Source organism: Arhodomonas aquaeolei DSM 8974 (assembly GCF_000374645.1).
GTDB classification, from domain to species: domain Bacteria; phylum Pseudomonadota; class Gammaproteobacteria; order Nitrococcales; family Nitrococcaceae; genus Arhodomonas; species Arhodomonas aquaeolei.
In genome coordinates, this window is record NZ_KB894814.1 from 74,450 (window position 1) to 93,766 (window position 19,317).

The following is a 19,317-nucleotide window of genomic DNA, read 5'->3' on the forward strand; positions in this document are numbered from 1 at the left end:
GGTGCACGCCTCTCTCCGGCCGGGCCCGCGGCCCGGCCTTGCTGTCCCGTTTGCGTCGCTGGGCGCGTCAGATCACCGGGGTCTCGCGGTAGGTGCCCCAGATCTCGCGCAGGGTCTCGACGATATCACCCATGGACGCGCCCGCCTTCACCAGCTCGATGGTCACCGGCATGATGTTGCGCGACTCGTCCTCGGCGGTCTCCCGCAGCTCCTCGATGAGCCGCTGCACCTCGGCCTCGTCGCGCTCCTGGCGCACCCGCTCGAGCCGCTCGATCTGGCGGCGCTCCGTCTCCGGGTCGTGGGGATGGGTCTCGATGTCGACCTTCTCCTCCTCCTCGACGAAGCAGTTGACCCCGATCACCGGCCGCTCGCCGCTCGCCTTGCGGATGGCGAAGTCGTAGGCGGAGTCGGCGATCCCTTTCTGGAACCAGCCGTCCTCGATGGCCTTGAGGGTGCCGCCCATCTCGTCGACCTTGGCCAGTATGCTGTTGATCTGGCGCTCCATCTCGTCGGTGAGGGACTCCACGTAGTAGGAGCCGCCAATGGGGTCGATGACCTGGTCCACGCCGGTCTCGTAGGCGATGACCTGCTGGGTACGCAGGGCGATGCGCATGGCCTCCTCGGTGGGGATGGCGAAGGCCTCGTCCATGCCGTTGGTGTGCAGCGACTGGGCCCCGCCGAGCACCGCGGAGAGCGCCTGGAAGGCGGTGCGCACGATGTTGACCTGGTACTGCGGCTTGGTCAGGGTCGCCGCGGCGGTCTGGGCGTGGAAGCGCAGGCGGCAGGACTCGGGCTTCTGCGCCCCGAAGCGCTCGGCCATGATCTTGGCGTACACCCGGCGGGCGGCACGGAACTTGGCGATCTCCTCGAAGAAGTCCGCCTGGCTGACGAAGAAGAACGACAGCCTGGGCGCGAAGTTGTCCACGCTCACGCCCGCCTTGATCGCCTCCTCGACGTACTGGATGGTCGTCGCCATGGTGTAGGCGACCTCCTGCACGGCGGTCGCCCCGGCCTCGGAGATGTGGTAGCCGGAGATGTTCACCGGGTTGTAGCGGCGCATGTGCTCGGCGCCATACTGGATGCAGTCGCGCACCAGGCGCACCGACGGCCGCACCGGGTAGATCCACTCCTTCTGGGCGATGTACTCCTTGAGGATATCGTTCTGGATCGTGCCCGAGAGGTCGTTGAGGTCGTAGCCGCGCTTCTGGGCCAGGGCGATGTACATCGCGTACAGGATCCAGGCCGAGGGGTTGATGGTCATCGACACCGAGATCTTGGTCAGGTCGATGCCCTCGAACAGCGTCTCCATGTCCGAGAGGGTGTCGATCGCCACGCCCTCGCGGCCGACCTCGCCGTGGCTCATGCCGTGGTCGGAGTCGTAGCCCATGAGGGTGGGCATGTCGAAGTCCACCGACAGCCCCGTCTGCCCCACCGAGAGCAGGTACTTGAAGCGCTCGTTGGTCTCCGCGGCGGTGCCGAAGCCGGCGATCTGCCGCATGGTCCAGTGCCGGCCGCGGTACATCGTCGGGTAGGGCCCGCGGGTGAACGGGTAGCGCCCGGGCAGGCCGATGTCGGCGTAGTCCGTGTCGGCGATGTCCACCGGCGTGTAGACGCGGTTGACCGGCAGCCCGGCCCCGGTGCGGTACTCGCTCCGGCTCTCGGGCATGCGGCGGATGAAGCCCGCGACCTCGTTGTCTTCCCAGTCGCGGCGCTCGGCGTCGATGCGCGACACCGCGGCATCGTTGTACAGCTCACTCGTCATAACGAATCCTCTCCTTGACCGTGTCCAGCAGTTCCAGGGCGGCCCCGTGCGGGTCCAGCTCACGCTCGACGACGCGCTCGAGCATGGCGTCGATGCGCTCCGGGTGGGCCCGGAGGAAGCTGTCGCGCACGATCTCCTCGGCGATCTTGACGACCCGGGTGCTCGCGATGCGGCGGCGCCGGGTATCGATCTCGCCGGTGCGGTTAAGGTGTTCCCGGTGGCGGTCCAGGGCGGCGAGCAGCTCGTCGAAGCCGCTCCCCTCCTCCGTGCTCGTGGGGATGACCGGCACGTGCCAGGCGTCCGGCCCCTCGGGCATGCTCATCATCAGCATGGACTTGAGCTCGCGGACGGTGCGGTTGGCGTCCGGCCGGTCGGCCTTGCTGACCACGTGCACGTCGGCGATCTCCAGGATCCCCGCCTTGATGGCCTGGATGTCGTCACCCAGCCCGGGGGCATTGACCACGACGGTGGTGTGCGCGGCGCGCACCACGTCCACCTCGTCCTGGCCCACACCCACGGTCTCGATGAGCACGACGTCGAAGCCGCCGGCGTCGAGCACGTCCACCGCGTCCAGGGCCGGACGGGCGAGCCCGCCGAGGCTCCCGCGGGTGGCCATGCTGCGGATGAACACCCCCGGGTCGCTCACCAGCTCCGACATGCGGATGCGATCGCCGAGGATCGCGCCGCCCGAGAACGGGCTGGACGGATCGATGGCGATCACCGCGACCCGCCGGCCACTGCCGCGCACCGTGCGCGCCAGCTCGCTGACCAGCGACGACTTGCCCGCCCCGGGCACGCCGGTGATGCCGACCACGTGGGCGCGGCCGGTGCGCCGATACAGCGCCGCCAGGGCGTCCCGGCACTCACGCTCGCCACCCTCGGTGCGGGTGATCAGCCGGGCCATGGCCCGGGGATCGCCGTTGCACACGCGCTCGGCGAGCTCGTCGGAGGCGATGCGATCAGCCATCGGTGCCGCTCCCGGCGCGCCGGTTGAGCGTGCGGTAGAGATCGCGATCGTCGATCACGCGCTTCGCCTTGAAGTCGGTGCGCTCGAAGGTGCCGGGGGAGACCACCTCGATGGCCACGCGCAGGCCGAGCACCCGGTTCAGCGCGGCGGCCGCAGTCTCGCTGAAGCGCTCCATCGCCGGCGCCCCGGCCGACTCCGTGGCCGTGTCCGCCTCCACCTGCACGGCGAGCTCGTCCATCACGCCCTCGCGTGAGACGACGATCCGGTGCTCGCCGCCGTAGCCTTCCAGCTCCGTGAGCACGGCAGCGATCTCGCTGGGGTACACGTTCTCGCCGCGGATCTGGAACATGTCGTCGATGCGCCCGTAAATGCCCTGGGGCAGGCGCGGATAGGTCCGGCCGCAGGGGTTGTCCTCCATCACCCAGTGGGTGAGATCGCCTGAGAACAGCCGGATCATGGGCTGGGAGGTGCGCTCCAGGGTGGTGTAGACCGGCGTCCCCTGGCTGCCGTAGGGCACGCGGCGGAAGCTCTCGGGGTCGCAGACCTCGGTGTAGACGATGTCCTGCCACAACAGCATGCCGTCGGTGTCGGCACTGCCGGCGCCGTGCATCCAGGGGGTGACCTCGGCCATCGTGCCGCAGTCCACCACCCGCGCACCGAAGGTCTCGGCGATACTGTCGCGGATCCCCGGGATGGAGCCGCCGGGTTCGCCGGAGAAGAACATCACGCGGATGCCGAACTCCCGCGGGTCCACACCCTCCTCCCGGGCGACCTCGGCGAGGCGCTGGGCGTACGAGGGCGTGCTGTAGAAGCCGGCGGGCTGCATCATGCGCAGCCAGGTCACCGCGCGGGAGGTCATCCCCGGCGCGCCGGCACCGAACGGGAAGGCCTTGCAGCCGAGCCGCTCAGCGCCGATGAGCGCCCCCCAGGAGCCCATGTACAGGCTCAGGATGGCGGCGACGAACACCGTGTCCCCCGGGCGCAGGCCCATGCCCCACATGATCCGTGCATGGTTGTTGGCGATGGTGTCCCAGTCCGAGCGGGAGATGCCGAACACCGTGGGCCGCCCGGACGTCCCCGAGGTCCCGTGGATGTGGTGCACCTCGGCGTCCGGCACGCACAGGTAGTCGCCGAAGGGCGGGTTGGCGCCCTGGGAGGCGCGCAGCTCATCCTTGGTGACCACCGGCACTCGCTCGAAGTCGGCGAGGCTGCGGATGTCGTCCGGGTGGACCCCGGCCTCGGACCACTTCCGCCGGTAGAACGGCGCGTGCTCCCAGGCGTAGTGCATGACCTCGCGGAGCCGCCCGACGATGGCCTCGTCACGGCGCTCCGGGTCCATGGTCTCGCGCTCTGGGAACCAGTAGCGCTGCTCCGGCGCGGGGAAGTAGGTCCCGTCGTAGCGCGGCGGGAACTGCCACTGCTCCATGATCTCCTCCTCCAGCTCTGTCGTTATGTCGTATCGCGCCGCAGGCCGGCGGCCGTCAGCGCGGACCGCGCTCGGCGACCAGCGAGCGGAAGGCGTCGACGATCTCCTGGGGCGGGGTGTCCTGGAGCAGGACCTTCGAGACACCGATGCGCTCGAGCTCGGTGACGTCCTCGTCGGGGATCACCCCGCCGCCGGCGACGATGATGTCCTCGCCGCCCTTCTCGCGGAGCAGTTCCAGCACCCGCGGAAAGACGGTCATGTGCACGCCCGAGAGCAGGCTGATGCCGAGGATGTCCACGTCCTCCTGCAGGGCGGCGTCCACGACCTCCTCGGGGGTGCGGTGCAGGCCGGTGTAGACGACGTCCATACCCGCATCGCGCAGGGTCCGGGCGACGATCTTCACACCGCGGTCGTGGCCGTCGAGGCCGACCTTGGCCAGGAGTACCCGGATGACCGGTTCGCTTTGAGCCATTTCCTCTCCTCCTCGTTGTGTTCTCACGGTTTAGGCCGACTGCCGCTCGGCGGCCTCCTGCAGCCAACCCGAGGCCTCGTCGGCATGCGCGCGGGCCAGCCGCTCCGCTGACGCCGCATCGCCGTCGGCGATGGCCCGATAGATACGTTCGTGCTGGTCCCAGATGGGACCCTGGTTGGCCACGTCATCGATGACCTGGTGCATCACCCGGCGGGTGTGGTGCCACTGGGTGGCCATCACCTCCAGGATCCGGGCGTTACCGGCTGTCTCGTAGATCAGCCAGTGGAACTCCTCGTCCGCCGAGATCAGCAGCGGCACGTCATGGGCGGCGAGCGCCGAACGGCCGTCGTCCAGGACCCGCTGACCCTCGCGGCGGAAGCGGGCATCGCAGCGGCGTGCCGCCTCCCCCGCCGCGATCAGATCGATCCCGGCGCGCAGGCCGTAGAGCTCGCGGACCAGCTCCGAGGTCAGCGGCGCGACGCGCAGGCCACGCCGTCCGGCCGGGCAGAGAAAGCCCTCCGCCTCCAGCCGCTTGAGCGCCTGGCCCACCGGCAGACGCGAGACGTCGAGACGCGCCGCGACCCCTTCCTGGGTCACCCGCTCGCCCGGCGGCAGCGTCCCCTCGCAGATCGCATTGAGGACCGCGTCGTAGACCAGCTCCGGCAGCGGTTTGGGGGTGTCGATCCGTTGCATCAGCGCGAGTCCTCCATCGTTCCTGCCTCCTGCCCAGTCGTGTCCCCGCGCCGGCGGCGCAGCCGCTCGAGCACCCGCCGCCGGCCGGCGTCGTCCAGCTCCGGCCAGGCCGCGATCTCATCGAGCGTGCGGCCGCAGCCGCGGCACTGCGCACCGGTCTCGTCCAGGGCGCAGACCCCGATGCACGGGGAGGGGACATCAGCCATTGGCATCACCGTCCTTATGCATTCGGAATACTGTATACAGTAATCAAAAAACCGGGTAAACCCCTGACGCGCCGGCGCCGGACACGGCTTTCGGCGGCCTGACGACCCATGGAACACGCCGTGGCAGGGTCCGCCGCGACGTTGACCCCCCTGTCGATTGCCGGTAGGTTCTTGCCTTCCAATCGCTTCAGGTTCCCGTGATCACGCCACGGGTTAAACGGGAAGCCGGTGCGCCGTCAGTCGACGGCAAGGCCGGCGCTGCCCCCGCAACGGTAAGCGAGTCGGGGCGCCGTCACGGCGCGCCACGGGTCGAATTCCGCCACTGCGTCGCTGCGACGTGGGAAGGCTCGACCCGCGACCCCCAGGTCGGACTCGCGAGCCCGGAGACCGGCCTGTAGCGCATCCGTCGACGCCGCGGGGGGCGGTGTCCGGGTTGCCGGCCCTCTAATGCGTCGTCTCCCCGCCGCCCTCCCGCGCCGCTCATCACGAACATGCGCGGGTGTGCGCATCAGGGGGGAAGACAATGAGAACCCGAACCAGCCTCGTCGTGGCCGCCGCCGTCGGTGCCACGTTCGCCACCACCGTCCAGGGCGCCGAGGTCACCGCCCCGGTCCAGGTCACTGCGACCCGGACCCCGATCACGGCGGACGACGCCCTCGCCGCCGTGGACGTGATCACGCGTGAGGACATCGAGGGGCGCCAGCCCGCCGACGCCGTCGAGCTGCTGCGCGATCTGGCCGGCGTATCCATCAGCCGCAACGGCGGGCGCGGCAAGTCCGCCAGCGTCTATCTTCGCGGCACCGAGAGCGATCACACCCTGGTTCTGATCAATGGCGTGCGCATGGGCTCGGCGACCCAGGGCAGCACCCCGCTGGAGCAGATCCCGGTCAGCCAGATCCGGCGTATCGAGGTGGTGCGTGGCCCCCGGGCGAGCCTCTACGGCGCGGACGCCATCGGCGGCGTGATCCAGATCTTCACCGACCGCGATTCCACCCACGCCCGGGTCGCCGCCGGCAGCCAGCACACCTGGGAGGCCGGTGTCGGCGTCGCCCGGGAGATCGGCCGCGGCGGCTTCGGCATCAATCTCTCCGGCGAGTCCACGCAGGGCTTCGACGCCACCGACGAGCGGGCGTTCAGCCACGAGCCGGACCGCGACGGCTACGACAGCCGTTCGCTGAGCGCCAACGGCCACTACGACGTCACCGATGCCCTGAGCCTCCGTGGCCAGGTGATGCGCACCGAGGGCGACAACGAGTACGACGCGGGCACCGACGAGACCGTGCAGCAGTCGGTCAATGCCACCGCCGACTGGCGCCTCTCCCCGATGTGGCGCTCGCAGCTGTCCGTGGGCCGCGCGCTGGACGACTACGACCTGCGCCCGGAGACCGACGACCGCTACACCACCACCCGGGACAGCGTCACCTGGCAGAACGATCTCTTCCTCTCGGAGGACCTGATCACCACCGTCGGCGTCGATTACTACGACGACCAGGTCGACAGCACCACCGACTACGACCGCACCAGCCGGGACAACCTCGCGGCCTTCCTCCAGCAGCAGTGGTTCGCCGGTCCCTTCGACCTGCAGGGCGCCGTGCGCTACGACGACAACGAAGTCTACGGCGGCGAGACCACCGGCAGCGTCGCCGCGGGCTACCGCCTGACGCAGAGCATGCGCACCTATGTCTCCTGGGGCACCGCCTTCAAGGCGCCGAGCTTCAACGACCTCTATTACCCGGGCTACTTCGGCATGTACCAGGGCAACCCGGACCTCGACCCGGAGAAGTCGCAGAGCTGGGAGCTCGGGCTCAAGGGCGGCCACGACTGGCGCTGGGACGTGGCGGCCTTCCAGACTCATATCGACGACCTGATCGCCCTGTCCGAAGACAGCTCGACCTACGTCAACGTCGACGAGGCCCTGATCCGCGGCGTCGAGGGCACGGTGCGTGGCAGCGTGGCCGGCTTCGACACCCGCCTGACCGCCACCTGGATGCACACCGAGGACGAGGACACCGGCAACGAGCTCGGCCGCCGGCCGTCGTTCAAGTCCACCCTGAGCGTGCGCCGCACCTTCGGGCGGGCGACCCTCGGCACCAGCATCCACTACGGCGGCGAGCGCTACGACAGCACCGCCAACACCACGGAGCTGGACGCCTACACCGTCGTGGACCTCACCGCCGCCTGGCGGATCGACGAGGCCTGGACCCTGCGCGGCCGGGTGACCAACCTCTTCGACGAGGACTACCAGACCGCCGACACCTACAACATGCCCGGCCGGGCGGCGCTGGTATCGGTGACCTGGCAGCCGGGCAGCTAAGCCGCGGCCATGTCCATCACCGGTCTCCCGTGGCGGCGGCTCGCCGCCACGGCGCTCCTCGTCCTGGGGCTCGCCCCGGGCCCCTCGCCGGCCGCGGATGACGGCGACGGCCCGGTCCTGCTGGGAATCGTCTCCGAGCGTTCCGCGCCCCGGCTCGCGGCCGGCGCAGAACGCTATGCCGCCGAACATACCGGCCATGAGATCGTCCTGCGCACCACCGGGCAGATCGCCGGGCTCTCCGACGCCGCGCTCGCCGCGCTGTGGCAGCGCGCCGACGCGGTGCTGTTCGCCGCCGTGTTCGGCGACGCGGTGGTGCCACGCCTGCGCCGGCTGGTGCAGCGGGACCGCGACCACCGTGCCGTGATCGGCGTGAGCAGCGCCCGCGCGATCAACCGGCTCACGCGCCTCGGCGGCAAGCAGCCGCTGGCGGGGCTCGACGACGCCACCCTGGACGAGCTGACGGCCAATCCCGGCGCGGACGAGGACCCGGCCGCCATGCGCCGGCGGCTCGCCGCCGAGCACCCGGCCCAGGCGGGCTGGCTCACCGCTCACGCCTACTGGAGCGGCCGCGGTGCGGCCAATGCCGCCGGTCTGCTCGCCTACCTCGCCCGGGAGGCGGGTGCGGATGTGAGCGTACCCGAGCCGCAGACCCGGGCGCCGCTGCGCTATTACCACGACGGCGAGGTCGTCCCCGCGGACGACCTCCGCCTCGAGGCGAAGCGTCCCGTGGTCGCCGTACTCGACCACGACACCGGCGACAGCGTCGGCCAGCGCGCCCTGCTCGACGCCCTGTGCGAGGCGGTACGCGAGCAGGGCCCCCAGTGCCTGGTGCTGCTCGCACGCTGGGGGCAGGCCAGCGTCACCGCGCTGGAGACCCTGGACCAGCGCCTCGGCGACACCCCGCTGGGCGCGATCATCAGCCTCCAGGGATTCGTGATCGGCGGCGGCGACGGCCGCGAGGCCGCCACCCGGGCGCTGGAGTCGCTGGAGGTGCCGGTACTCCAGGGCATCCGCCTGAGCAAGCGCACCGAGGCCGAGTGGCGGCTCTCCCCGGACGGCCTGCCCGCCGACAGCGTCCACTACCGGCTGTCGATGCCCGAGTTCCAGGGCGTGAGCCAGCCGATGGTGCTCGCCGCCGCAGAGCCGCCCCGGATCGATCCGCTCACCGGCATCGAGCTCACCGTGACCCACCCGCTGCCCGCACAGGTGAATGCCATCGCCCGCCGTGCGGGCAACTGGATCACGCTGCAGCGCAAGGCCAACGCCGACAAGCGCATCGCCATCATCTACTACAACCACCCACCGGGGCGGCACAACATCGGCGCGGACAACCTCGACGTCCCCGCCTCCCTGGTCACTATCCTCCGCCGGCTCAAGGCCGCCGGCTACCGCGTCGGCGACATCCCCGAGGACGCCGGGGCCATGGTCGAACGGCTTCAGGAGCGGGGCGTGAACCTCCCCGAACAGTCCGACGCCCTCGCCGGGATGGCCGATCGGGTGAACACCATGGACGCCGCCACCTACCGGCGCTGGTTCGACACCCTGCCGGAAACCGCACGCCGGGCCGTCTCCGGCGGCCCGGTCGCCGCCCTGGTGCCGCGACTGCGCCGGGCCCTGACGCTGGACCGGCCGGAGACCGCGCGGACCCTCCTCACGCGCACCGCCGGCGACATCCGCCACCTACTGGAAGAGGCGAGCCACCCCGCCGCCCCCCGCGCCCTGGACCTGCTCGGGCAGCTCGAAACGGCGGCCGACGAGGCCCTGGACAGCGGCGAATGGGACCGCGCCGAACAGCTCGCGCGGGCCCTGCGCGATACCGGTGTGCCAGGCCTGGACGGCTGGGGCGAGGCACCGGGCTGGGTGATGACCCACGACGACCGGCTGATCCTCCCCGGGCTGACCTTCGGCAACGTGTTCGTCGGCCCGCAGCCACCGCGGGGCTGGGGCGTGCGCCAGGAGCTGCTGCACGCCAACCTGGCCTTCCCGCCGCCGCACCAGTACCTCGCCTTCTATCACTGGCTGCGCACGGACTTCGGCGCCGACGCCCTGGTCCACCTGGGCCGGCACAGCACCTACGAATTCCTGCCCGGCCCACGCACGGGGCTGACCACCAGCGACTACCCGTCGCTGATTGCCGGGGATATCCCCGGGATCTACCCCTACATCGTCGACGGCGTGGGCGAGGGCCTGCAGGCCAAGCGCCGCGGCCTCGCCGTGATGGTTGATCACCTGACCCCGCCGCTGCGGACCACGCCGCTCTACGACGAGCTGCTCGGGCTGCGCCAGCTGGTGGAATCCTTCGAGTCCGCCGAGCCGGGCAGCCCCGCCCGGGAGCGCTCCGTGCGGCGCATCCGCACCCGGCTCGACAGCCTCGACCTCGGCGGCGAGCTCGCCGCGCAGATCGCCGCCGAGCGCGGCACGGAGAGCATCGACCTGGACACCCTGGACCCGGCGCTGCTGGTCCACGAGGTGGGCCACTACCTCACCGCGCTGCAGGAATCGTTCATGCCGGAGGGGCTGCACATCTTCGGCCGCGAGTGGGACGACGACGCGGTGTCGATGATGCTCGAGTCCATGGGCGACGATGCCGGCCCGGACACCCGCGCGGAGCTCACCGCCTCCCCGCGGCACGAGCGTGAGGCCCTGCTCGCCGCCCTCGACGGGCACTTCGTACCGCCGGGCCCGGGCAACGACCCCATCCGCAGCCCCGACGTCCTGCCCACCGGGCGCAACTTCCACGGCCTGAACGGCAACCTCCTGCCCACCCGGGTCGGCTGGTCGCTGGGCTCGGAGATGGCCGCCGAGGCCCGCGGCAAGGGCGGCGACGGCAGCGAGGCGGTGGTCCTGTGGGCCTCGGACACGGTCCGTGACGAGGGCGCGATGGTCGCCTTCGGCCTGGACATGCTCGGGGTCAGGCCAGTGTGGAACGCCCGCGGCATCGTCGAGGGGCTCGAACGCGTCCCGCTGGCCGACGGCCGCGAGCGCCGCGACGTGGTGTTCACCACCTCCGGGCTGTTCCGCGACCTCTACGGCGAGCTGCTGGTCTGGCTGGACCGGGGCACCCGCCTCGCCCTGCAGGGCTCGGCGCAGACCATCCGCGAACGCCATCCGGCGCTCACCGTGGCGCTGGACACGGCCCTGGGGCCGGTGGACGAGCTGGGCGAGCCCGGCGACGAGCCGCTGGCACGCAACCGCGTCGCCGCCCACTGGGTCGAGGACACCCGCGCGGCGCTGTCGCAGGGGCTCACCGCGGCGAAGGCCGGCGAGCGCTCGGTGCGCCGCGTCTACGGCGACGCCCCGGGCAGCTACGGCGCCGGTATCAACCGCCTGGTGGAGCGCTCCGGGAGCTGGCAGGACCGCAGCAGCCTGGCCGACACCTACCTGCGCCGCCTGGGCCACGCCTACGGCGCCGGCATCCAGGGCGAGGCCACCCGGCAGGGCTTCCGCCGGGCCCTCGGCCGGGTCGAGCGCAGCTATCTCGGCCGCGCGAGCAACCTCTACGGCCTGCTCGACAACAACGACGCCTTCGACTACCTGGGCGGACTCAGCCTCGCCGTGGAGACCCTCACCGGCGAGGCACCGGCGAACAGCGTCGTCCACCTCGCCGACCCCGGCGACGCCAACGTCGAGCCACTGGAGACCGCACTGCTCAAGGAGCTGCGCGGGCGCTACCTCAATCCGGCCTGGATCCGCGGGCTGATGGATCACGGCTACGCCGGCGCCCGCACCATGGGCAGCGAGTTCATGGAATACCTCTGGGGCTGGCAGGTGACCAACCCGCAGATCGTGCGCTCCTGGGCCTGGGAGGCGGTCAAGCGGGTCTACATCGACGACGCCAACGACCTCGGCCTCGACGAATTCCTCCGCCAGGGCAACAACGTGCACGTGCGCACCAACATGCTCGCGATCATGCTGGTCGCCATCCAGAAGGGCTTCTGGGACGCCGACGACGCCACCGTCGAGCAGCTCGCCACCGAGTTCGCCCGCTCGGTGATCGCCGACGGCCTGCCCGGCAGCGGCCACACCGCCCCGGAGCACCCGATGCTGGAGTGGGTGACGCCGCGCCTGCCCGAATCGCTGCGCGGGCCGTTCAGCGCACGCATCGCCGCGGCCCGGGGCGAGCCACGGCCGTCGGGGCCGACGGTGACCACCGTCGCCGAGATCACCCCGACCCCCGCCAACGCCGCCGCGGACGCGCCGAAGGAGAACGCCGCGACACCGTCCACCCCGGCGACGACCGCGGGCGAATCCCCGGCGAGGTCCGGCGAACGTCCCGCGGACGACGCCGAACGCGGCGAGTCCGGCCAGTCCGCCGGGGAGCGCGACGCCCGCGAGCGGGACGACGACGCCCCGACACCGCCGTGGTCGCCGTACTGGCTGCTCGCCGGCCTCGGCGTGCTGCTGGCGGGCGGGGTGATCCGCGGCGGACTGGGCCGCGCCCGCTGAGGGCGCCCCACACCAAGGAGGAACGATGTTCGACAGTGTTTTCATCGACCTGCTGCACCGGGTCACCGGCTGGCTCCTGCAGCCCGTGCTCGCGCTGCTGGCGGTGACCGTCGCGCTCACCGTCTGGGAACTGGGGGTGGCCGCCGGCGAGCGCGCGTTCGCCCTGCGCCGGCTCGCCCGGGGGTCGGCGGACGCCGCGGAACGGCTGGCGCGGCGGCGCATCGACCGCGCCGACCTGCTCGCCCGCGGCGCCCCCATGCTCGGACTCATGGGCACGCTCATCCCCCTCGGCCCGGGGCTGAGCGCACTCGGCAACGGCGAGCTGGACGTGCTCGCCACCGCGGTCACCGTGGCCTTCGACACCACGGTGGTCGGGCTGCTCGCCGGCCTGGCCGGCTTCGTCGTCGCGCGGCTGCGCCGGCGCTGGTACGAGGAGCTCCTCGATCGCATGGAGGCGGGACATGAGCCGGCGTAGGCGCCTGACCGGCCGTTTCGACGACCAGGAGCGCGATCCCATGGGACCGCTCGCCAACCTCGTCGACATCATGCTGGTCTTCGTCTGCGGCCTGCTCGTGGCACTGGCCGCCCGCAGCGAGGACGTCCACGACGCCCTCCGGGGCGGCCGCGAGGTCGACCGCGGCCACGAGCTCGCCGAGCCGCCGGCCGGCGTCGAGGGCGGCGGCAGCGGACTCCAGCCGGTGGGCGAGGTCTACCGGGACCCGGAGACGGGCAAACTCATCATGGTGGGGGAATCCCAATGAGCGAAGACAGCACCACGACCACCGACACACGGCGCGCGGAGGCCGAACGCACCAAGCGCCTGGTCGACGCCCGCATCGCCCGGGCCAGCGAGGACCGCGGCGTGATCGTCGTGCACACCGGCAAGGGCAAGGGTAAGAGCAGCGCCGGCTTCGGCATGGTCGCCCGCGCCCTGGGCCACGGCATGCGCGTCGGCGTCGTGCAGTTCATCAAGGGCGCCTACGCCACCGGCGAGGAGGCGTTCTTCCGCGGGATCGACGGCGTGGACTACCACGTCATGGGCGAGGGCTTCACCTGGGAGACCCAGGACCCGGAGCGGGACACCGCCGCCGCCACCGCGGCCTGGGAGCGTGCCGCCGCGATGCTCGCCGACCCGGCCTACGGCCTGGTGCTGCTCGACGAGCTCAACATCGCCCTGGACAAGGACTACGTCCCGCTGCCGGCGGTACTCGAGGCCCTGAGCGCACGCCCGGAGATGCAGCACGTGGTGATCACCGGCCGCAACGCACCGGACACCCTGGTGGAGGCCGCCGACACGGTGAGCTGGCACAAGGTCGTCAAGCACGCCTTCAAGGCCGGCGTCCGCGCCCAGAAGGGGGTCGAGCTGTAGTGACCGCGGCACTGGCCTGTGCCCTGGCGGTGGCGCTGGACCGGCTCCTCCCGGAGCCCCGGCGCCACCCGCTCAATGCCTTCGCCGCCGCCGCGGCGGCGCTGGAGGCGCGGCTCAACGACGGCTACCGGCCCCGTGTGCGCGGCGCGCTCGCGCTGGCCGCCCTGCTCGTGCCGGCCGGGCTGATCGCCGCGCTGGCTGGCGCACTGCCCGTCGCCGGCCCGGTGGCGTCGGTGGCGCTGCTGTGGCTGGCCCTGGGGGGCGGCAGCCTCGCCGCCCACGGCAGCGCGGTGGCCGCACCGCTGGCCGCGGGCGACCTGTCGGCGGCCCGGGCGGCGACCGCACGGATGGTCGGGCGGGACACCGACGTGCTCGATGCGGACGGCTGCGCGGTCGCGGCGGCGGAATCGGTGCTGGAGAACGGTCACGACGCCGTCTTCGGCACGCTGTTCTGGTTCGTCGTCGCCGGACCCGCCGGGGCCGTCGTCTACCGCCTCGCCAACACCCTGGACGCCCTGTGGGGACACCGCAACGCACGCTTCGCCCGCTTCGGCACCGCCGCAGCACGGCTCGACGACGTGCTCGGCTTCGTTCCCGCGCGACTGACGGCAGCGACCTACGCCCTCCTCGGCGATCGCCGCGGCGGCTGGCGGCACGGCCTCGCCGGGGCCCGGGGGTGGCCGAGCGGCAATGCCGGTGCGGTCATGGGCGCCGGCGCCGGGGCCCTGGGCATGCAGCTCGGCGGCGCCGCCAGCTACCACGGCGTCCACCACGAACGGCCCACGCTGGGCGCCGGCCCCGCACCGGACGCCGGCGACCTGCACCGCGCCGTCGCCCTCGTGGACCGCGGCACCGCCGCCTGGCTGATGGTAATCACCCTGGGGGCCGGCCTTGGCTGAGCACGACGTCGAGCACGGCGGCCGGCTGCACGCCGCGGCGGAACGCTACGGCATCGCGCCCGCGCAGTGGCTGGACCTCTCCACCGGTATCGCCCCATGGTCCTGGCCATCGCCGCCACTGCCGGCGACAGTCTGGCAGCGGCTGCCGGAGCCGGACGACGGCCTGGAGGCCGCGGCGACGCAGGCCTACGGCGGCGGTGAATGGCTCGCCGTACCGGGCTCCCAGGCCGCGATCCAGTGCCTGCCGCGGGTGCTCGGCGCCACCCGCGTGGCCTGCACCGCGGGCAGCTACGCTGGCCACGCGGCGGCCTGGCAACACGCCGGCGTCACGCCGGCGGCGGTCACGGACGCGGCGCTGCGGCACGCCGCGGACACCGCGGATGCCCTGGTCGTCGTCAATCCCGACAACCCCACCGGACGGCACCTGGACGCGGATCGGCTGTCCTCGCTGCATGCCCGGCTCGCCCGCCGCGGCGGCTGGCTCGTGGTGGACGAGGCCTTCGCCGACGCCGACGGCGGCGACACCGTGGCCGCCCTCGCCGGCCGGCCAGGCCTGGTGGTACTGCGCTCGCTCGGCAAGTTCTACGGCCTCGCCGGCCTGCGCCTGGGCTTCGTCGGCATGCCGACACCCGTTCGCGAGGCCATCGCCGGCCAGCTCGGCCCCTGGGCGGTCAGCCACCCGGCCCGCTGGCTCGGTACCCGCGCGCTCGCGGACCGGCGATGGCGCAGCCGGCAACGCCGCCGGCTGGCCGCCGCCACCCGCCGGCTCGAGCGCATCCTCCGGCACCACGGGCTGCCCCCGGCGGGGGGCACACCCCTGTTCCGCTACGTCCCGCACACCGCGCCCCGTGGACTCGCCGCGGCGCTCGCCAGGCGCGCCATACTGGTGCGGGCCTTCGACGATCCGCCGGCCCTGCGCTTCGGCCTGCCCGGCACGGCCGGCGCCTGGCGCCGACTGGACACCGCCCTCGGGGAGATCACCGCATGAGGACCCTGCTCGCCGCCCTGTTCCTGCTCCACGCCGCGGCCGCCGCGGCCGCCGCGGCCGTGAGCGCCGTCGACGACGCCGGCCGCCGCATAGAGCTGCCGGAGCCGGCAGACCGCATCGTCAGCCTCGCCCCCCACGCCACGGAGATCCTGTACGCCGCCGGCGCCGGCGATCACGTGGTCGGCGCGGTGAGCTACAGCGACTGGCCCCCGGCGGCCCGGGACCTGCCCCGGGTGGGCAGCTACGACGCGGTCGACTACGAGCGCATCCTCGGACTCGACCCGGACCTGGTCGTGGCCTGGCGCAGCGGCAACGGCGAGGAGACGGTGGAACGCCTGCGCAAGCTGGGGCTGACCGTGTTCGTCAGCGAGCCGCGCTCGCTGGAGGCGATCCCCGAGACCGTCGAACGCCTCGGCCGGCTCGCCGGCACCCCCGAGCCCGCCCGCACCACCGCGGCCCGCTTCCGCAGCGAACGCGACCACCTTGCCGAACGCTACTCGGGACAGCCGAGCGTGTCCGTGTTCTTCCAGATCTGGAACCACCCCATGATCACGGTCAACGGCGAGCACCTGATCAGCCGGGTCATCGATCTCTGCGGCGGGCGCAACGTCTTCGCCGGCCTCGACCCTCTGGTGCCGCGGGTGGGCACCGAGGCGGTCATCGCCGCCGACCCCGAGGTCATCATCGCCGCCGGACGGGGCAGGGAACGCCCGCAGTGGCTGGACGACTGGCAACAGTGGCCATCGATCACCGCAGTGGCCCGGGACAACCTCTTCAACGTCGACCCGGACGTGATCCACCGCGCCAGCCCGCGCATTCTGACCGGCGCCGCCCGGGTCTGCCAGGCCCTGGAGACGGCCCGGGGGCGGCGGCCATGAGCGCGGTCACGCTGATGGTGCAGGGCTGCACCTCCGACGCGGGCAAGAGCGCCGTGACCACCGGTCTGTGCCGTGCGTTCCTCCGCCGCGGGGTCAACGTGGCACCGTTCAAGCCCCAGAACATGGCGCTCAACAGCGCGGTCACCGTCGACGGCGGCGAGATCGGCCGTTCCCAGGCCGTGCAGGCCCGGGCCTGCCGCATCGAGCCCCACTCCGATATGAACCCGGTGCTGCTCAAGCCCAGCGCCGACCGCCGCGCCCAGGTGATCCTCGCCGGGCGGGCCCACGGTCACATGGACGCCCTCGACTACCACGACTACAGGCGCACCGCGCGGCGGACCGTCCTCGCCGCCCACGCCCGCCTCGCCGCCCGTCACCGGCTGATCGTCGCCGAGGGCGCCGGCAGCCCCGCCGAGATCAACCTCCGCGAGGGCGACATCGCCAACATGGGCTTCGCCGAGGCGGTGGACTGCCCGGTGGTGCTGGTCGTCGACATCGACCGCGGCGGCGTGTTCGCCACCCTGGTGGGCACCCTGGCGCTGCTCTCGGCGAGCGAGCGCGCCCGTGTCGTCGGCGTGGTGATCAACCGCTTCCGCGGCGACCGGGCCCTGCTCGATCCAGGGCTGACGTGGTTCAGCGAGTACACCGGCGTGCCGGTGCTCGGGGTGCTGCCCTACCTCCTCGGCCTCCACCTGGAGGCCGAGGACGCCCTGCCCCGGGAGCGCGCCGCCGGCGACGCCGCGCTGCGCGTGGTCGTTCCGGCGCTGCCGCGGATCAGCAACCACACGGACCTCGATCCGCTGCGCCTGCACCCGGACGTCTCCGTGCACCTCGTCGGTCCCGGCGAGACCCCGCCACCGGCGGATCTGGTGATCCTGCCCGGCAGCAAGTCCGTGCGCGCCGACCTCGACTGGCTGCGTGACAACGCCTGGCCCGGCTACCTCGCCCGCCACCTGCGCTACGGCGGCCGGGTGCTCGGTATCTGCGGCGGCTACCAGATGCTCGGCCACCGGATCGCCGACCCCGGTGGCGTCGAGGGCCCCGCGGGGGAGAGCATGGGCCTGGGCTGGCTCGACGTCGCCACCACCCTCGCCGCCGACAAACGCCTCACGCGGGTCCGCGCGAGCCTGGCGGGCGGCGCGGCGGTGGACGGCTACGAGATCCACATGGGCGAAACCGACGGCAGCGACCGGCGGCACCCCTTCGCCCGGCTCCCGGACGGCACGCCGGACGGCGCCGTCAGCGCGGACGGCCGGGTCGCCGGCACCTACCTGCACGGGGTCTTCGAGCACCCCGAGGCACGCACCGCACTGCTGCGCTGGGCCGGTCTCGCCGACCCGCGGGCCACGGACTACGAGGCCGAGCGCGAGGCCGGCATCGACCGCCTGGCGGATGCGGTCGCCGGCCACGTGGACCTGACCGCCCTCGCCCGGGCCATCGGGCTCACCCGGGACCGGGCAGGGGCGGGTTGAGGCTCAGCGCCCCTTCGGCGGGTACTCGTAGAAGCCCCTGCCGCTCTTGCGGCCAAGGTGCCCCTCGTCGACGAGACGGCGCAGCAGCGGGCAGGGCCGGTACTTGGCCTCGTCCAGGCCCTGCTGGAGGACCTCCATGATGGCCACCACCACGTCCACGCCGATCATGTCCGCCAGCGCCAGCGGGCCGATGGGGTGATTGGCCCCCAGGCGCATGGCCTCGTCCACCGCCTCGGCCGTGGCGACGCCCTCCTCGACCACGAACGCCGCCTCGTTGATCATCGGGATGAGGATGCGGTTGACGGCGAAGCCGGGGCTGTCGCCGATGCGCACCGGGGTCTTACCGAGGTCCCGGGCCAGCGCCTCCACCGTCTCGACCACCTTATCCGCGGTCTGCCGGGCGCGGATCACCTCCACCAGCGGCATCACCGGCACCGGGTTGAAGAAGTGCATCCCCACGACCCGCTCCGGGCGGCCGGTCACCTCCGCCAGCCGCGTGAGCGACAGCGAGGAGGTATTGGAGGCCAGGATCGCCTCCGGTGCCACGGTGTCGAGCTCGCGGAAGATGCCCTCCTTGAGCTCCGGGGACTCCGGCGCCGCCTCGACAATCACCGTTGCATCGGCCAGGTCCGCCATGCGGGTGGTGACGCTGAGTCGCGCGAGCGCGGCCTCGGCGGCGTCAGCCTCCAGCCGACCCTTGTCGACGAGGCGCCGCAGGCCACCGTCGATGGTCTCCCGGGCCTTGTCCAGAACGGCCTCGGAGACGTCACACAGGACGACCTCCCGGCCCGCGGTGAGGGCGGCCTGGGCGATCCCCCGTCCCATGGTGCCGCCCCCCACGACGGCAATGCGCTGCGGCGTGTCAGTCATCCGACGGTCTCCTCTCTCTGTGCTGTAATGCCCCGCTCGCCGCCCTGCGGGCCAGCAGCGTGCGGCCGCGAGGGTTTCAGGAAGGCGCCATCATATCAGCGTCCCCGCGCACAGGGCGCAAGCCCCCGGACGCGCGCGGTGCTGGGCATCCCCGGAGGGCACTAGTAAACTCCCGGCCACGATCCACGCGGAGCATGGCATGAGTCTCGACGAGCACTGGTTTTCCGAAGCGTTCGAGGACGAGGGCGTGGCGTTCTCGCTGCGTATCACGGGGACACTCCTCGACGAACACAGCCCCTACCAGCACATCCAGGTCTTCGAGACGAGCCACTGGGGTAACGTCCTCACCCTGGACGGCTGCGTGATGCTGACGACGCGGGACAACTTCCTCTACCACGAGATGATGGCCCACCCGGCGCTGTTCACCCACACCGATCCCCGGCGGGTGCTGATCGTCGGCGGCGGCGACTGCGGCACCCTGCGCGAGGTCCTGCGCCACCCCGGCGTGGAGCGCGCGGTGCTGGTGGACATCGACGAGGGCGTGACCCGGGCCTC

At 72.3% G+C, this 19,317-nt stretch carries 17 protein-coding genes and 1 riboswitch; of the genes, 10 read left to right on the forward strand and 7 right to left on the reverse strand.

The features are described 5' to 3' along the window. Positions 1 to 67: 67 nt before the first annotated feature. From C516_RS0114145 to C516_RS19625, 6 genes are read right to left on the reverse strand one after another with little or no spacing between them, the layout of a single operon-like run. Positions 68 to 1,762: a methylmalonyl-CoA mutase family protein gene (locus C516_RS0114145; RefSeq protein WP_018719064.1), complete on the reverse strand. Its 1,695-nt coding sequence runs from the start codon at positions 1,760 to 1,762 to the stop codon at positions 68 to 70. Next, positions 1,752 to 2,729 carry a methylmalonyl Co-A mutase-associated GTPase MeaB gene (meaB, locus tag C516_RS0114150; RefSeq protein ID WP_018719065.1) on the reverse strand — a complete coding sequence of 326 codons (978 nt, stop codon included), beginning with the start codon at positions 2,727 to 2,729 and terminating at the stop codon, positions 1,752 to 1,754. The genes C516_RS0114145 and meaB overlap by 11 nt, the downstream gene beginning before the upstream one ends. Next, entirely contained in the window at positions 2,722 to 4,155 is a 1,434-nt protein-coding gene (locus tag C516_RS0114155; protein ID WP_018719066.1) for a phenylacetate--CoA ligase family protein, read from the reverse strand. Before C516_RS0114155 ends, meaB begins: the two co-directional genes overlap by 8 nt. A gap of 55 nt (positions 4,156 to 4,210) precedes the next feature. Further along, complete coding sequence (locus C516_RS0114160; RefSeq protein ID WP_018719067.1) at positions 4,211 to 4,627, reverse strand: cobalamin B12-binding domain-containing protein; 417 nt, start codon at positions 4,625 to 4,627, stop codon at positions 4,211 to 4,213. Between the two features lie 30 nt (positions 4,628 to 4,657). After that, positions 4,658 to 5,320, reverse strand: coding sequence for a GntR family transcriptional regulator (locus C516_RS0114165; protein WP_018719068.1), 663 nt, complete (start codon positions 5,318 to 5,320; stop codon positions 4,658 to 4,660). Further along, on the reverse strand, positions 5,320 to 5,526 hold the full coding sequence (locus C516_RS19625; protein WP_018719069.1) for a DUF1289 domain-containing protein: 207 nt from the start codon (positions 5,524 to 5,526) through the stop codon (positions 5,320 to 5,322). The genes C516_RS0114165 and C516_RS19625 overlap by 1 nt, the downstream gene beginning before the upstream one ends. 172 nt (positions 5,527 to 5,698) lie before the next feature. Continuing rightward, a riboswitch (cobalamin riboswitch) is annotated at positions 5,699 to 5,936 on the forward strand. A 113-nt stretch (positions 5,937 to 6,049) separates the two neighbouring features. Between C516_RS19625 and C516_RS0114175 the strand changes: the two genes are divergently transcribed. Genes C516_RS0114175 through C516_RS0114215 form a run of 9 tightly spaced genes read left to right on the forward strand, consistent with a single transcriptional unit; the run spans position 6,050 to position 17,892 of the window. Then, positions 6,050 to 7,840 carry a TonB-dependent receptor domain-containing protein gene (locus C516_RS0114175; protein WP_026321203.1) on the forward strand — a complete coding sequence of 597 codons (1,791 nt, stop codon included), beginning with the start codon at positions 6,050 to 6,052 and terminating at the stop codon, positions 7,838 to 7,840. 9 nt (positions 7,841 to 7,849) lie between these two features. Next, a complete protein-coding gene (locus tag C516_RS0114180) occupies positions 7,850 to 12,286 on the forward strand; it encodes a cobaltochelatase subunit CobN (RefSeq protein ID WP_018719071.1) in 4,437 nt (1,478 codons plus the stop codon). 25 nt (positions 12,287 to 12,311) lie between these two features. Then, complete coding sequence (locus tag C516_RS0114185) at positions 12,312 to 12,761, forward strand: MotA/TolQ/ExbB proton channel family protein (RefSeq protein ID WP_018719072.1); 450 nt, start codon at positions 12,312 to 12,314, stop codon at positions 12,759 to 12,761. Beyond that, positions 12,748 to 13,047, forward strand: a complete 300-nt coding sequence (locus C516_RS0114190; RefSeq protein WP_018719073.1) for a DUF2149 domain-containing protein — start codon at positions 12,748 to 12,750, stop codon at positions 13,045 to 13,047. The genes C516_RS0114185 and C516_RS0114190 overlap by 14 nt, the downstream gene beginning before the upstream one ends. Then, on the forward strand, positions 13,044 to 13,655 hold the full coding sequence (gene cobO / locus C516_RS0114195) for a cob(I)yrinic acid a,c-diamide adenosyltransferase (protein WP_018719074.1): 612 nt from the start codon (positions 13,044 to 13,046) through the stop codon (positions 13,653 to 13,655). The genes C516_RS0114190 and cobO overlap by 4 nt, the downstream gene beginning before the upstream one ends. Beyond that, positions 13,655 to 14,554, forward strand: a complete 900-nt coding sequence (locus C516_RS0114200) for a cobalamin biosynthesis protein CobD/CbiB (protein WP_018719075.1) — start codon at positions 13,655 to 13,657, stop codon at positions 14,552 to 14,554. The genes cobO and C516_RS0114200 overlap by 1 nt, the downstream gene beginning before the upstream one ends. Next, positions 14,547 to 15,542 (forward strand): threonine-phosphate decarboxylase CobD, encoded by a 996-nt coding sequence (gene cobD, locus C516_RS0114205; protein ID WP_018719076.1) that lies wholly within the window; start codon positions 14,547 to 14,549, stop codon positions 15,540 to 15,542. Before C516_RS0114200 ends, cobD begins: the two co-directional genes overlap by 8 nt. Beyond that, complete coding sequence (locus C516_RS0114210; RefSeq protein ID WP_018719077.1) at positions 15,539 to 16,420, forward strand: cobalamin-binding protein; 882 nt, start codon at positions 15,539 to 15,541, stop codon at positions 16,418 to 16,420. Before cobD ends, C516_RS0114210 begins: the two co-directional genes overlap by 4 nt. Continuing rightward, positions 16,417 to 17,892 (forward strand): cobyric acid synthase, encoded by a 1,476-nt coding sequence (locus C516_RS0114215; RefSeq protein ID WP_018719078.1) that lies wholly within the window; start codon positions 16,417 to 16,419, stop codon positions 17,890 to 17,892. Before C516_RS0114210 ends, C516_RS0114215 begins: the two co-directional genes overlap by 4 nt. A gap of 3 nt (positions 17,893 to 17,895) precedes the next feature. On the opposite strand, the gene C516_RS0114220 is transcribed toward C516_RS0114215, so the two are convergent. Next, entirely contained in the window at positions 17,896 to 18,762 is an 867-nt protein-coding gene (locus C516_RS0114220) for a 3-hydroxyacyl-CoA dehydrogenase family protein (RefSeq protein WP_018719079.1), read from the reverse strand. Between the two features lie 199 nt (positions 18,763 to 18,961). Between C516_RS0114220 and C516_RS0114225 the strand changes: the two genes are divergently transcribed. Then, positions 18,962 to 19,317 (forward strand): spermine/spermidine synthase domain-containing protein (locus C516_RS0114225; RefSeq protein ID WP_018719080.1); only part of this gene is annotated, 356 nt, incomplete at its 3' end.

Coding starts and splice junctions, on each gene's coding strand:
- C516_RS0114145 (WP_018719064.1), bottom strand. CDS start 1,762: ATGACGAGTGAGCTGTACAACGATGCCGCGGTGTCGCGCATCGACGCC.
- meaB (WP_018719065.1), bottom strand. CDS start 2,729: ATGGCTGATCGCATCGCCTCCGACGAGCTCGCCGAGCGCGTGTGCAAC.
- C516_RS0114155 (WP_018719066.1), bottom strand. CDS start 4,155: ATGGAGCAGTGGCAGTTCCCGCCGCGCTACGACGGGACCTACTTCCCC.
- C516_RS0114160 (WP_018719067.1), bottom strand. CDS start 4,627: ATGGCTCAAAGCGAACCGGTCATCCGGGTACTCCTGGCCAAGGTCGGC.
- C516_RS0114165 (WP_018719068.1), bottom strand. CDS start 5,320: ATGCAACGGATCGACACCCCCAAACCGCTGCCGGAGCTGGTCTACGAC.
- C516_RS19625 (WP_018719069.1), bottom strand. CDS start 5,526: ATGGCTGATGTCCCCTCCCCGTGCATCGGGGTCTGCGCCCTGGACGAG.
- C516_RS0114175 (WP_026321203.1), top strand. CDS start 6,050: ATGAGAACCCGAACCAGCCTCGTCGTGGCCGCCGCCGTCGGTGCCACG.
- C516_RS0114180 (WP_018719071.1), top strand. CDS start 7,850: ATGTCCATCACCGGTCTCCCGTGGCGGCGGCTCGCCGCCACGGCGCTC.
- C516_RS0114185 (WP_018719072.1), top strand. CDS start 12,312: ATGTTCGACAGTGTTTTCATCGACCTGCTGCACCGGGTCACCGGCTGG.
- C516_RS0114190 (WP_018719073.1), top strand. CDS start 12,748: ATGAGCCGGCGTAGGCGCCTGACCGGCCGTTTCGACGACCAGGAGCGC.
- cobO (WP_018719074.1), top strand. CDS start 13,044: ATGAGCGAAGACAGCACCACGACCACCGACACACGGCGCGCGGAGGCC.
- C516_RS0114210 (WP_018719077.1), top strand. CDS start 15,539: ATGAGGACCCTGCTCGCCGCCCTGTTCCTGCTCCACGCCGCGGCCGCC.
- C516_RS0114215 (WP_018719078.1), top strand. CDS start 16,417: ATGAGCGCGGTCACGCTGATGGTGCAGGGCTGCACCTCCGACGCGGGC.
- C516_RS0114220 (WP_018719079.1), bottom strand. CDS start 18,762: ATGACTGACACGCCGCAGCGCATTGCCGTCGTGGGGGGCGGCACCATG.